Raw genomic sequence first — 13015 nt, 5'->3', positions numbered from 1 at the left:
TTTTCGGATATCCATGTTAAATTATGGGTACTCTAAGCATTGAAGAAACAATATTCTATGCTTAGAGGTGATCCGGATGAAGTTTATTGCCATGTTAATTATGTTAAGTACAATATTATTTAACGGAGTTGTCCCGTTAAAGAGTACCTTGGGGCAAGTAGTAAAAACAGAAGACGGGTCAAAAACAGAAAATCATGTAAATGAAGTTCGAAGTAACGATGCAGACCCACTAATATTAGATGTGGTATTAAAAAGAAAATATCTGGATGGTGAAGTTAGCGAGGAAACAGTAAAAGAGACCATTTGGGCACTTGAAGATTTTTGGGCTAAATACGAAACATGGCAGCTAGTAGATATGGATGAAGAAAAATTAGTATTTGAAACAAAGGTTGATGATATCTCTCCGATCTTAAAGCTAAACGGATTTTTCGGCCTTACGGAAGATGGAACTTTATCAATTTTTAATGGTTATCCTGATCATGCCGACATTATCCAGTCTTTTTTTCAAATTGACATAAAAAAGTTAGAAGGAAAAAAGCATTTGCAGTTAAAGAAAGGAATTCCAGTAAAAACAAAGGAAATATATACAGAAGTAATAGAAACAATGAAGCAGTATTCTTTGCAAAAGCAAAATGAGAAAAGGCCGAAATAATGGCTTTTTCTCATTTTTATATTACTAACTATTATTGATTATAAAACGGATTTTCTTCTTCTTCATATTCTTTCTTGCGAATCTCTTTGTTTTCTGATGTTAATAGTGAATGACGAAGCGCCTCTTTATCTAAGTCAGTATTTTCTTGGATTGTGTTTCCGGAATCTTGTAAAAGATCATCCTCAGTTGCCATATGGCGTTCTACAGCATGTGTTCTTTCAGAGATATTCTCAGATGTTAAAACACCTGTTCTCCCTTCATCATATTCACTATCTACAAGGACTAGAATTTTTCCACTTTCCACTTCTTTTGCATATTGCTCTACATCATATTGTGTCATTCCTAAACCAAGCAGGTAATCAGAGTAAGCGGAGTATTCACTAGAGTTTCCAGTAAAGAAGGATTTTAATTCATTCCAAAATCCACGATTTTCTTCGTCTGCAATTGATTGGTCTACCGCCACTCCAGCTTTTTCTTCAATCATTCTAGTTTCATAATCATCATGGGCTATGACGTAAATATGGCTTTTGTCAATTCCGTCATCTTTCATCGAATTTATTGTACGTAATGCTTCAAAGCTAGATACAAAGACACCGACAACATTTTTTTTCATGACTGAATTCCTCCTATTAAGAAGTATAGGCCAATATTTGCAGTAAATACGGAACAATTCATAAAGCAATATTCAATGTTGAATTAACAATACCCATACATACATCAAACTAAACACGAATCATGAGTTTTTTAATATAAACGGCAATGAATTTTATGATACAATGATGGATAGCATGAAAGAGGAGAGAAGACATTGTACGAATACATAAAAGGCTCAATAGAGCATACGGGCCCTGAATATATCGTCATTGAAAATAATGGTATTGGTTATCAAGTTTTAACGCCAAATCCATATGTGTTTTCTAACAAACAAGGAATTCAAACAATTATTTATACATATCAACATGTCAGGGAAGATATTATCGCTCTATATGGTTTTGCAACGATGGAAGAGAAGTTGATGTTTAGGAAATTAATCGGAGTGTCTGGAATAGGGCCAAAGGGTGCTTTAGCTATCCTTGCGTATGGCGAACCAACTCAAGTAATCCGTGCCATTGAAAATGAAGATGAGAAATTTTTAGTAAAATTCCCTGGTGTCGGCAAAAAAACGGCTAGACAAATGATCCTTGATCTTAAGGGGAAGTTGCAGGATATAGTATATGACGAGACTCCTAATCTTTTTACAGAAGAAAAAACGAACTCAATATCTGTTAAAAATGAAATGAATGAAGCGCTTGAGGAAGCATTGCTCGCACTTTCTGCCCTCGGATATTCAGATCGTGAATTAAAGAAAATTGCTCCGAAACTAGAAGATAAAGAAATGACAACAGATCAATATATTAAACAAGCATTACAAATGCTAATGACGTAATAGAAGGGATGTAGAAGGAATGGAAGAAAGAGTGCTATCGAGCGAAGCAATGGGTAATGATCTTTCATTCGAGCAAAGTCTCCGCCCGCAAAGGTTATCTCAATATATTGGCCAGGATAAAATTAAAAGCAACTTGGCTGTATTTATTAAAGCAGCGAAGATGAGAAAGGAAACCTTGGATCACGTTCTTTTATACGGACCTCCAGGTCTTGGGAAAACAACTTTAGCTGTTGTCATCGCCAATGAAATGGGTGTAAATGTAAGAACAACTTCGGGACCAGCAATTGAACGTCCTGGCGATCTCGCGGCAATATTAACTTCTTTAGAGCCAGGTGAAGTATTATTTATTGATGAAATTCATCGATTGCCAAGAGCGATTGAAGAAGTGTTATATCCAGCAATGGAGGATTACTGCTTAGATATAGTTATTGGAAAAGGGCCAGAATCAAGATCAGTAAGACTTGATCTTCCCCCATTTACTCTAGTCGGGGCTACTACTCGTGCAGGAGCAGTATCTGCGCCTCTTAGAGATCGTTTTGGTGTGTTGAGCAGGCTTGAATATTATAATGAAGAGCAGCTAACAGATATTGTTGTAAGAACTGCACAAATATTAGAAACAGATATTGATTGGAATGCCGCGGTTGAAATTGCACGCCGTTCGCGGGGAACCCCTAGAATCGCCAATAGACTACTAAGAAGGGTAAGGGATTTTGCACAAGTTAGAGGGGATGGAATTATTACCTTTACTCTAGCAGATGAGGCGCTCGAACTGTTGCAAGTGGATAGGCTCGGTTTGGATAATATTGACCATAAACTTTTGATTGGAATGATTGAAAGATTTAGAGGTGGTCCAGTTGGCATTGACACGATAGCTGCTAGTATAGGAGAAGAAGCGACTACTATTGAGGACGTATATGAACCATATTTATTACAAATAGGTTTTCTGCAAAGGACACCACGAGGCAGAATCGTTACTACTCTTGTATATGAACATTTTAAAATGGAGGTACCTGGTAAATGAGCGGTATGTCCAAGCTGTTGATGGTAATCGGAGCGGCTATTTTTTTAGTGGGCTTTTTCATACAGTTTGTGAAAATCGGAAAATTACCAGGTGATATTATTGTTAAAAAAGGCAATACAACCTTTTACTTTCCAATGATGACTTCCATCATTATTAGTATTATTTTAACAGCAGTTTTGTATGTTGTTGGGAGGCTTGGGAAATAGTGAAAGTTGAAATGTTTAATTTTGAGCTGCCTGAGGAATTAATCGCTCAAGTACCACTCAAAAACCGTGCATCTAGCAGGTTGATGGTACTTGATAAAGAGACAGGTAAAATAAAGCATGATACATTTAATCATATTTTAAATTATTTACAAAAAGGCGATTGTCTTGTATTAAATGATACAAAAGTTTTGCCGGCTAGATTACTCGGCTCAAAGCTTGAAACAGGTGCAAAAATTGAGGTGCTCTTACTTAAGCAAGTGGAAGGTGATAAGTGGGAAACCCTCGTTAAACCGGCAAAAAGAGTGAAAAAGGGAACAACGATTTCATTTGGAGATGGAAAGCTGAATGCAATTTGTATAGAGGAAAAGGAGCATGGAGGAAGGATTCTAGAGTTTCAATACGAGGGTATATTTTATGAAATTCTTGATTCTCTAGGAAAAATGCCTTTACCGCCATATATTAAGGAGCAATTAGAGGATCAGGACAGATATCAAACTGTTTATGCAAAAGAGCGCGGTTCTGCTGCAGCGCCTACAGCGGGGCTTCATTTTACAGAAGAACTTCTGGAGGAAATTCAAGAACAAGGTATTAAAATCGCCTTTATTACGCTCCATGTTGGACTCGGGACTTTTAGACCGGTCAGTGTCGAAAATATCGATGAACACGACATGCACTCGGAATATTATAGTATTTCAGAGGAGACAGCTTCTTTGTTAAACGAGGTAAAGAAACAAGGTGGCCGCATCATTTCAGTTGGGACTACTTCGACAAGAACGTTAGAAACGATTGCAGATCGTGATGGTTATTTTAATCCGGGCAGTGGTTGGACGGATATATTCATTTATCCAGGCTATACCTTTAAGGCAATTAACGGAATGATTACAAATTTTCATTTGCCGATGTCCACATTAATAATGCTTGTCAGTGCTCTAGCTGGACGTGAGCCTGTACTCCATGCATATAACGAAGCTGTTGAAGAGCGATATCGTTTCTTTAGTTTTGGAGATGCAATGTTAATTATATAGTCTGGTCAAAAAGGACCAAGTCGGCTAAAAGCGCTGACGTCCTGTCAGCAACACCGACACTAGCACGTCTTGTACGTCGGAATTTCGAGGCAACGCAGTTTTGACCAGCGGAGAAACAAGCCAACGAAGAAATTCGTAGTGTCATTTTTACCGGACTTTTTGAACATCCTCTTTTATAAGATATGTAGAAAGGAAATGAATTGCTTGACTGCTATTAAATACGAATTGATTAAGACGTGTAAGCAAACAGGGGCACGTCTTGGAATGATTCATACACCACATGGTTCATATGAAACACCGATGTTTATGCCTGTAGGGACATTGGCAACTGTTAAAACGATGGCACCTGAAGAATTAAAGGAAATGGGTGCGGGTATCATCCTTAGCAATACTTATCATCTCTGGCTCCGGCCGGGGGAGCAAATCGTGAAAGATGCAGGTGGCCTCCATTCGTTTATGAATTGGGATCAAGCTATTCTTACCGATTCGGGCGGTTTTCAAGTTTTTTCATTAAGTGAGTTTAGGAAAATAGAAGAAGAGGGTGTCCATTTTCGCAATCACTTAAATGGTGATAAATTATTTTTATCACCGGAAAAAGCAATGGAAATTCAAAATGCGCTTGGTTCAGATATTATGATGGCATTTGATGAATGTCCACCTTTTCCTGCAACTCATGAATATATGAAAAAATCAGTGGAGCGTACTTCCCGGTGGGCGGAAAGATGCTTGAAGGCACATAAACGACCGGAAGATCAAGGGTTGTTTGGGATTGTACAAGGCGGGGAATATGAGGATTTAAGAACACAAAGTGCGAAGGACCTCGTTTCATTAGATTTTCCGGGCTATGCTATTGGTGGATTATCAGTAGGTGAACCAAAAGATGTAATGAATAAAGTGTTGGAATTTACTACCCCGCTCTTACCAAGTGATAAACCAAGATATTTAATGGGGGTCGGTTCTCCGGATTCATTAGTTGATGGTGCGATCCGCGGTGTGGATATGTTTGATTGTGTGTTGCCAACAAGAATTGCGAGAAACGGAACATGTATGACGAGTAACGGTAGATTAGTTATCAAAAATGCTGCCTATGCAAGAGATTTTGGGCCTCTTGATGAAAATTGTGATTGTTATACATGCAGGAATTATTCCCGTGCTTATATTAGACATTTAATAAAATGTGACGAAACGTTCGGAATTAGACTTACGACTTACCATAATTTATATTTTCTGTTAAAATTGATGAAGCAAGTCAGAAATGCGATTAAAGAGGATCGCCTGGGTGACTTCAGAGAAGAATTTTTTGAGCGATATGGATTCAATCTTCCGGACGCGAAAAATTTCTAATAACTTATCGTTTAAAGGAGGGAAACTTAAAATGGAAACTTTATTAGGCTTATCACCGTTTATTTTAATGTTTGTATTGTTTTATTTCTTACTAATAAGACCAAACCAAAAGCGGCAAAAAGCGGTTCAAAACATGCAAAGCAGTTTGCAAAAAGGGGACAAGATCGTCACAATTGGCGGCCTTCATGGTATTGTTGATGCGATTGACGAAGGAAAAATCGTCATTAAATGTGGGGATGGAAGCAGGCTTACATATGATCGTGCTGCTGTTCGCGATGTAACCGAGTCCGTTAGTGGGAATTAAAACGAAAAGCGAAAGCGACTTGCCAATCGACGTATGGATTTCGTATTCCCTGACGAGATAAAGGAAACACAATGAGTCCGAAAGGACAAATTGATGTTGACTTATCGTAGGAAGGGAAGTAGAAATCCACCAGTCGATAGGCGCTGTAGCTAGACAATGATAAAAAACGAAAAGAAGCGAGTCAATGAAATTGACAGCTTCTTTCTTTTTATGGATCTTTTTTAGTTATGAACGGGTCCGGATAATATATTTACGCCTAAAACTCCTCCCATCATAGCTGTTAAAATATAACAAATATGGTATACCAGTTGTTCGAGAGAAAATAATGAGCTATGACCTAAAAACTGGTACATCAATATTAGTAGACTATAAACGAGTCCAGTAGCTCCTCCTATTAACCAGCCTTTTTGTTTTCCTTTTCCCCCACATATAAACCCACCTGCAAACACTGAGAGAAAGGAAATGATTGTGATCAGCAAGTTGATAGACTTTTCCTGGGTCTCAGTAAATTGTAAGATAAGGGAAAATATCAAGCTTGTAACAACACCTAAAAGTAAAATAGCAATGACTCCATAAAGAATAGAAACTCCAAATTTTTTTGCTTCTATATTTATGCACTCCTTCCTTGTTTCCTGACTGACTCATCTCTGTACATGCTTATTCACTTACTTTGTTTTTAGAATGATTTTTCCTCAATTTTTCTCATTTAATAGGGCATACTAAAATGTGCTATGAAGAGGAGGAAAAAAGGATATGGAAAATTTCTTAATCATCATTTTACGTACAATTCTTTTGTATGCAGTAATTCTTGTGATTTTCAGGGTTATGGGTAAACGAGAAATAGGAGAGTTAAGTGTACTGGATCTTGTTGTATTTATTATGCTGGGTGAAATGGCGGTTATCGCTATTGAACAACATAAAGATCCCATTCTTCATACGATAATTCCGATGGCTGTGCTTATGTTAATTCAAATGCTTATGGCTTTTTTATCATTAAAGAGTAGAAAGTTTAGAAAAATCCTTGACGGGAAACCATCATTAATAATAAAAAACGGCAAAATAGATGAGAATATGATGAAAAAGCTACGGTATAATTTTGACGATTTACTGATGCAGCTTAGAACAAAAGATATAACGAATATTGCCGATGTCGAATTCGCCATCCTAGAAACTTCCGGAGAGCTATCAATTATTAAAAAATCAAATAATAAGAAAACGGCAACGTACACCCTTCCAATCATTTTAAATGGAAAAATTCAGCAAGATCATTTGGATGAATTGCAAAAAGATGAAACTTGGCTTAGAAAAGAACTAGATGAACGTGGTCATAATGAAATAGATCAAATATCTTTTTGTAGTTTTCAAGATGGAAAGTTCTTTGTAGATTATATCGATCCAAAATAATTAACGAATGAATCGGTTGATGATAGGAATTCTTAATAAATCGTTTTTGGTTAATAACTTAAACAAAATGGAAAGTAGAATATATGAAAAAGTAATAACCCCGATGCCTATAAGAAGGCGAACTAACTCATGGCTTTCAATTAATGTATTTTTGTAATAAATTGTCCCAGCGATACCGGACAGAACTGTAGCGACTATGAATTTTCCATAGTCCAATAAATAAATCGAAAATTGAATTTTTTTCAAAACCGTGGCAAAATGGAGCATCGTAACTAATACAGTTCCAGCGGCTATTCCAAGGGCAGCACCATTAATTCCGAATTGTGGCTGAGATGCGAGAACGAAAATAACTGCAATTTTAAGAACAGCCCCTATTAGGCTATTAATCATAGCTGCACTGGCCAAATCCAACGCTTGGAGAATAGCCTGCAATGGCCCCTGGTAGTAATAAAAAATAAAGAAAGGGGCAATTAATCTAATAAATTCAAAACCAGTTGGTGCTCCATACATTAAAGTCATGAGTGGTTTGGCAAATACATATAAAACGACAACGGCTAGTCCACCCGTAAGGAGAGCGAATCTTAATGCCTGCTGCAGTCTATGCTCAACTAGTTTATAATTTCGATTTGCATTTGCTTCACTAATGGCCGGAACAAGCGATGTTGAAAGCGAATGGGTAATAAAGGATGGGAGCATAAGTAAAGGCAATGCAAATCCGGTTAACAACCCATATTGCTTCGTTGCAACCCCGGCTGCAATGCCCGCAAGTAGTAAACTATGGGAAACGACAATTGGTTCAAAAAACCAGGCGAGCGATCCAATCATTCTACTTCCTGTCGTAGGTAGAGCTACATCCATTAACTCCTTTAACGTTTTTCCGCCTGCTTTAACTGATTTGAAAAAGTTTTTTCTAATCGGGAACTTCTTCTTTACTTTAAACATCATAAATAAATAGCCTAAAGAGGCTAGTTCACCAAGGACGGAAGCGACCATTGCAGCAGCTGCCGCATATTCGATTCCCAGTGGTAAAAATCTCTTAGCAAAAATTGCGATTAGAGCAATTCGGACAATTTGCTCAATCACTTGAGAAATTGCAGCAGGTTTCATATTTTGCTTGCCTTGGAAGTATCCCCTAATAACAGAAGAGATGGCGACGATCGGAATAATTGGAGCTATTGCAACTAAGGGGTAATATGTTCTTGGGTCCGTAAAAAGTGCTTTTGATAAAAATGGTGCTGCAAAAATTAAGGCTGGTGTAAAAATGAGTGATAAGGTTCCAGTAACAGCCAGTGAGACAGCAAGGATTTTTTTGATTTTCTTTCTATCTCCCCTAGCTTCTGCCTCTGCGACCGCTTTAGAAATCGCTACAGGTAATCCCATTTGCGTTAAGGTAATAACTAGGATAAGTGTCGGGAAGGACATCATAAATAAACCTACGCCCTCAGCCCCAATCATTCTTGCGATGACAATTCTATTGATAAATCCAAGAAGTCTCGTGATTAATCCTGCAGCCATTAATATGATTGTTCCTCTTAGAAACTTAGTCATTTTATTCCCTGCCTTCTCAAATCTCTATCAATCGATTACAATGAAGTATATGCAATGAAGTGGACAAAGCATGACAAGTTGTCGATAACGAAGGATAAAATATTTGGAAGGCGGTTAAATCATGGAGACTTCTCATCATCCTTATGATTCATATTTACATATGTTAGAACCTGCACTTACTAGTAAAGCCGAAGAATTTGCTGTATTAGGGTATGGCAAAGTAAAAACGGAAGACCTTTGGAGTTTTTTAACGAAAAAAAAGTGGAAAAAACATAAGGAAGGAATTCGGATTTACGAATTAGTTTCCGATATTCTATCGATGAAGGTTGGAGAATTTATGAATTTTGCCACAGTTGAGGCTTTTAAATCTCCAGATTGGTTTTCTGATATTGAAAGTGATGAACTTCAGGAACTTTTGCAAGTAAAATAAAAAGAATGTGAAATTGACACTGTAATCTTTATTAGCTTATACTTGTTATGTTTTTAAAATGTACTTGCTGCATACGTTCTATGCTCATCAACGCAAGGGGGAACTATATTTAATGGTTAAACGAGGCAGAATTATCGCATTTTTTCTTATTATCATTTTAATGGCAAGTTTAATTGGTACTACATCAAATCCTATCGTGAAAAAAATTAAGTTAGGGCTTGATCTTCAAGGTGGTTTTGAAGTTTTATATGATGTTACAGCGGTTGACAAGAATCAAAAAATTGATAAGGAAACTCTTGTACATACAACGCAGGCACTTAATAATCGAATCAACGTCATTGGTGTAAGTGAACCAAATATTCAAATTGAAGGTACAGATCGCATAAGGGTGCAGTTGCCTGGTGTAGAGGATCAAAACCAAGCTCGTGAAACATTAGGTACGACAGCAACGCTATCCTTCCGTGATGTCAATGACAACATCATGCTCTCAGGAACAGATCTAAAAGAAGGCGGCGCTAAAGCAACAATTTCATCAAGAAATAATCAACCGATTGTTTCAGTTGAATTAAAAGAAAGAAAAAAATTCAGAGATGTTACAAAGAAAATTGTTGACATGGCACCGAATAACCAGCTTGTCATCTGGCTTGATTTCGAAGAAGGGGTCGATTCTTACAAGGATGCCTTAGTAAATGGCAACCCCAAAATGTTATCAAATCCAAATGTAAATGAAGTATTCAATACAACTGAAGTTACAATAGAGGGAAATTTTACACAGCAAGAAGCTGAAAATTTGGCCAATCTTTTAAATGCCGGAGCTTTACCTGTTAAGTTAACAGAAGTTTATTCTACTTCTGTAGGTGCACAGTTCGGGGAACAGGCACTAAATAAAACAGTAGAGGCAGGAATTTTGGGGATTGCGATTATTTTCCTCTTTATGATAGCTTATTATCGTTTTCCAGGGGTTATTGCAACAATTACCCTTTCGATTTACATCTACTTAATTCTGCTAATTTTTGATTTAATGAATGGTGTATTGACATTGCCAGGTATTGCCGCTTTAATTCTCGGGGTTGGTATGGCAGTCGATGCAAATATATTAACATATGAGCGAATAAAGGAAGAAATAAAAGTAGGAAGATCGATTAAGTCTGCTTTCGACGCGGGGAATAAATCATCGTTCGTTGCCATATTTGATGCAAACATTACCACATTGCTTGCGGGTGCTGTTTTATTCTATTTTGGGACAAGCTCTGTTAAAGGGTTTGCTACAATGCTCATCATCAGTATATTAATGAGCTTTTTGACTGCTGTTTATGGTTCTAGACTTTTGCTCGGATTATGGGTGAACAGTCGTTTCTTAAAGGATAAACCAGGCTGGTTCGGAATAAAGCAATCTCAAATCTATGCCCTTTCAGACAACAAGACGACCCATGATATACCGACACGCTTTGATAAGTTTGATTTTGTAAAGCATCGTAAAAAATTCTATGTATTTTCAACTATTTTAATTGTTAGTGGAATTATTATACTAGGGATTTTTAGATTAAATCTTGGAATTGACTTTTCAAGTGGTACAATGGTTGAAATTAGTACAGGAAAATCATTAACAACTGAAGAAGTCAAAACGGAGTTAACTGAAATCGGATTTCCAACAGAAAATATTGTACTAAAGGGGTCTAACAACGAGATCGGAGTCGCACGATATAAAGATCCTTTGAATAAAGCAGAAATTGCTAAGATGAAAACACATTTCTCGGACAAATATGGTACCGAACCGAATGTAAGTACTGTTTCGCCAACTGTTGGTAAGGAACTAGTGAAGAATGCATTTAAAGCACTAATCATTGCAGCAATTGGGATTATTATTTATGTTTCTCTTAGATTTGAATATGCAATGGGGCTTACATCTGTACTTGGTCTCCTACATGATGCCTTTTTTATCCTTGCTTTCTTTAGTTTAACAAGGCTTGAAGTAGATTTAACGTTTATTGCCGCAGTATTGACGATTGTTGGTTATTCTATAAATGACACAATTGTGACGTTTGACAGGATTCGTGAAAACATGACTGCAAAAAAACGTTTGAAAACAGAACAAGATATTGCTGATGTTGTCAATCAGGGCTTGCGCCAAACCTTGACACGCTCCATCAATACTGTACTTACAGTTATTATTACTGTCGTTGCCTTACTTATACTTGGAAGTGAATCAATCCGCGGTTTTTCACTTGCCCTGCTTGTCGGACTACTAGCAGGAACATATTCTTCCATCTTCATATCCGCCCAGTTGTGGTATGATATGAAAGTGAGAGAATTAAGGAAAAATGGTCCGATCAACACTGTTAAAGAGAAAAAGAAATGGTCTGATGAACCACAAGTCTAAAGAAAAGCGAAAGCGCCTGTCCATCGACGTACAGGCCCACAGGATGTGGGTTCGTCGACGTCGCCACAGGACGTGGCGGTTTTAGTCGACGTTCCTTTTTCGGCCTCTGACTGAGATAAAGGAAACACGGCGAGGGACGAGCTAGTGAAATTGGCACTTCAAATTTCACCTGATGTTGACTTATCGTAGGGAAGAGGACAAGAAGTTTGCTAGTCGATAGGCGCTGTAGCTGGACAAAGAAAAGCAAAAGCGCCGGAACTGGATAATAAAAAAACCCGCAGAAGATTCTGCGGTTTTTTTTGCCAAAAAAGTAGAATACTACATTTATGAATATACAGAACAGAAAAAAGGAGTAAGCAATGAATCAGGATGATCGTTTTAAACAAGCAGCATTTGCCGCATGGTTAGGGATTATTGTTAATATCATCTTAACGATTATAAAAGGTTTCATAGGTTTGAAAGCAAATAGTAAGGCTTTAATCGCTGACGCTGCTCATTCTGCGTCTGATATAGCTGGTTCACTAGCTGTTTATATTGGCCTTAGGGCAGCAAAGAGACCACCCGATGAAGATCATCCGTACGGGCATGGAAAAGCTGAATCCATCGCGGCCATCATCGTTGCTGTTATTCTATTCCTAGCTGGGCTGCAAATTGGAAAATCCTCCATTACCGCCTTATTTACTACAGTTTCAGTACCCGGGAGCATTGCCATATACGCTGTTATTTTTTCCATTATTGTTAAAGAGGCACTTTTTCAATATAAATATCGATTAGGGAAAAAATTAAAAAGCGACGCCTTAATTGTAAATGCATATGAGCATAGGTCGGATGTCTATTCTTCGATTGCTGCCCTTATAGGAATTGGAGCATCAATATTAGGAAGAAAATTCAATATTCATTGGCTAGAGTATGGAGATCCGGTAGCAGGTGTGGCTGTGTCAATACTTGTGTTAAAAATGGCTTGGAAGCTTGGAGCTGATTCTATTCATAATACATTGGATCATGTTCTCCATGAGGAAGATACAACTGTTTTTAGAAAAATAGTAGCTTCTGTACAAGAGGTAAGAGAAATTGGAGAACTTCATGCTAGAGAACATGGATATTATGTTATTATTGATTTGAAAATATCAGTTGATCCCAACATTACCGTAATAGAAGGGCATGAAATTGGTAAAAAGGTGAAATCAAAGCTAATGGAACATCCGGACGTCCATAATGTTTTCGTTCATATTAATCCTGATCATCCAGATGAAAAAAAGTGATATAAAACTTATA

14 protein-coding genes are annotated in these 13015 nt (G+C 37.4%); 11 read left to right on the top strand and 3 right to left on the bottom strand.

Annotated features, from left to right (window positions below):
• Window positions 1-76: 76 nt before the first annotated feature.
• Window positions 77-652: an intercompartmental signaling factor BofC gene (locus NQ185_RS02520; protein WP_257579942.1), complete on the top strand. Its 576-nt coding sequence runs from the start codon at window positions 77-79 to the stop codon at window positions 650-652.
• A gap of 31 nt (window positions 653-683) precedes the next feature.
• Here the strand turns inward: NQ185_RS02520 and NQ185_RS02515 are convergent, their stop codons facing one another.
• Window positions 684-1265 carry a YflT domain-containing protein gene (locus NQ185_RS02515; protein ID WP_257579941.1) on the bottom strand — a complete coding sequence of 194 codons (582 nt, stop codon included), beginning with the start codon at window positions 1263-1265 and terminating at the stop codon, window positions 684-686.
• Window positions 1266-1460: 195 nt separating this feature from the next.
• Between NQ185_RS02515 and ruvA the strand changes: the two genes are divergently transcribed.
• The 6 genes from ruvA (at window position 1461) to yajC (ending at window position 5978) form a co-directional block, all read left to right on the top strand.
• Window positions 1461-2078, top strand: a complete 618-nt coding sequence (gene ruvA / locus NQ185_RS02510) for a Holliday junction branch migration protein RuvA (RefSeq protein ID WP_257579940.1) — start codon at window positions 1461-1463, stop codon at window positions 2076-2078.
• Between the two features lie 19 nt (window positions 2079-2097).
• Window positions 2098-3099, top strand: a complete 1002-nt coding sequence (gene ruvB / locus NQ185_RS02505; RefSeq protein ID WP_257579938.1) for a Holliday junction branch migration DNA helicase RuvB — start codon at window positions 2098-2100, stop codon at window positions 3097-3099.
• Window positions 3096-3305 (top strand): DUF2905 domain-containing protein, encoded by a 210-nt coding sequence (locus NQ185_RS02500; protein ID WP_257579937.1) that lies wholly within the window; start codon window positions 3096-3098, stop codon window positions 3303-3305. The genes ruvB and NQ185_RS02500 overlap by 4 nt, the downstream gene beginning before the upstream one ends.
• Entirely contained in the window at window positions 3305-4330 is a 1026-nt protein-coding gene (queA, locus tag NQ185_RS02495; RefSeq protein WP_257579936.1) for a tRNA preQ1(34) S-adenosylmethionine ribosyltransferase-isomerase QueA, read from the top strand. Before NQ185_RS02500 ends, queA begins: the two co-directional genes overlap by 1 nt.
• Before the next feature lie 204 nt (window positions 4331-4534).
• Window positions 4535-5674: a tRNA guanosine(34) transglycosylase Tgt gene (tgt, locus tag NQ185_RS02490; protein ID WP_257579935.1), complete on the top strand. Its 1140-nt coding sequence runs from the start codon at window positions 4535-4537 to the stop codon at window positions 5672-5674.
• A gap of 31 nt (window positions 5675-5705) precedes the next feature.
• Window positions 5706-5978 carry a preprotein translocase subunit YajC gene (yajC, locus tag NQ185_RS02485; protein ID WP_257579934.1) on the top strand — a complete coding sequence of 91 codons (273 nt, stop codon included), beginning with the start codon at window positions 5706-5708 and terminating at the stop codon, window positions 5976-5978.
• A 221-nt stretch (window positions 5979-6199) separates the two neighbouring features.
• On the opposite strand, the gene NQ185_RS02480 is transcribed toward yajC, so the two are convergent.
• Entirely contained in the window at window positions 6200-6559 is a 360-nt protein-coding gene (locus tag NQ185_RS02480; protein ID WP_308784463.1) for a TIGR04086 family membrane protein, read from the bottom strand.
• Between the two features lie 172 nt (window positions 6560-6731).
• Here NQ185_RS02480 and NQ185_RS02475 point away from each other — a divergent pair, with 172 nt between their 5' ends.
• Window positions 6732-7382, top strand: a complete 651-nt coding sequence (locus tag NQ185_RS02475; RefSeq protein WP_257579933.1) for a DUF421 domain-containing protein — start codon at window positions 6732-6734, stop codon at window positions 7380-7382.
• Here the strand turns inward: NQ185_RS02475 and spoVB are convergent, their stop codons facing one another.
• Window positions 7383-8930: a stage V sporulation protein B gene (gene spoVB / locus NQ185_RS02470; protein WP_257579932.1), complete on the bottom strand. Its 1548-nt coding sequence runs from the start codon at window positions 8928-8930 to the stop codon at window positions 7383-7385. It lies immediately after the preceding gene.
• A gap of 121 nt (window positions 8931-9051) precedes the next feature.
• Here spoVB and NQ185_RS02465 point away from each other — a divergent pair, with 121 nt between their 5' ends.
• The 3 genes from NQ185_RS02465 (at window position 9052) to NQ185_RS02455 (ending at window position 13002) form a co-directional block, all read left to right on the top strand.
• The gene (locus NQ185_RS02465; protein ID WP_257579931.1) at window positions 9052-9360 is read left to right on the top strand and encodes a post-transcriptional regulator; all 309 of its coding nucleotides are present in this window, start codon (window positions 9052-9054) and stop codon (window positions 9358-9360) included.
• Window positions 9361-9472: 112 nt separating this feature from the next.
• Window positions 9473-11740, top strand: coding sequence for a protein translocase subunit SecDF (gene secDF, locus NQ185_RS02460; RefSeq protein ID WP_257579930.1), 2268 nt, complete (start codon window positions 9473-9475; stop codon window positions 11738-11740).
• 359 nt (window positions 11741-12099) lie between these two features.
• The gene (locus NQ185_RS02455; RefSeq protein WP_257579929.1) at window positions 12100-13002 is read left to right on the top strand and encodes a cation diffusion facilitator family transporter; all 903 of its coding nucleotides are present in this window, start codon (window positions 12100-12102) and stop codon (window positions 13000-13002) included.
• The last annotated feature ends 13 nt before the right edge of the window (window positions 13003-13015 follow it).

Origin of the sequence: Lederbergia panacisoli, assembly GCF_024626525.1 — a bacterium.
GTDB classification, from domain to species: domain Bacteria; phylum Bacillota; class Bacilli; order Bacillales; family Bacillaceae_C; genus Lederbergia; species Lederbergia panacisoli.
This window is presented reverse-complemented; position numbering and strand designations above follow the sequence as displayed.

What these genes read in the sequence shown, in the direction of transcription:
- NQ185_RS02520 (WP_257579942.1), top strand. Translation starts at nt 77, where the DNA reads ATGAAGTTTATTGCCATGTTAATTATGTTAAGTACAATATTATTTAAC.
- NQ185_RS02515 (WP_257579941.1), bottom strand. Translation starts at nt 1,265, where the DNA reads ATGAAAAAAAATGTTGTCGGTGTCTTTGTATCTAGCTTTGAAGCATTA.
- ruvB (WP_257579938.1), top strand. Translation starts at nt 2,098, where the DNA reads ATGGAAGAAAGAGTGCTATCGAGCGAAGCAATGGGTAATGATCTTTCA.
- NQ185_RS02500 (WP_257579937.1), top strand. Translation starts at nt 3,096, where the DNA reads ATGAGCGGTATGTCCAAGCTGTTGATGGTAATCGGAGCGGCTATTTTT.
- yajC (WP_257579934.1), top strand. Translation starts at nt 5,706, where the DNA reads ATGGAAACTTTATTAGGCTTATCACCGTTTATTTTAATGTTTGTATTG.
- NQ185_RS02475 (WP_257579933.1), top strand. Translation starts at nt 6,732, where the DNA reads ATGGAAAATTTCTTAATCATCATTTTACGTACAATTCTTTTGTATGCA.
- spoVB (WP_257579932.1), bottom strand. Translation starts at nt 8,930, where the DNA reads ATGACTAAGTTTCTAAGAGGAACAATCATATTAATGGCTGCAGGATTA.
- NQ185_RS02465 (WP_257579931.1), top strand. Translation starts at nt 9,052, where the DNA reads ATGGAGACTTCTCATCATCCTTATGATTCATATTTACATATGTTAGAA.
- secDF (WP_257579930.1), top strand. Translation starts at nt 9,473, where the DNA reads ATGGTTAAACGAGGCAGAATTATCGCATTTTTTCTTATTATCATTTTA.
- NQ185_RS02455 (WP_257579929.1), top strand. Translation starts at nt 12,100, where the DNA reads ATGAATCAGGATGATCGTTTTAAACAAGCAGCATTTGCCGCATGGTTA.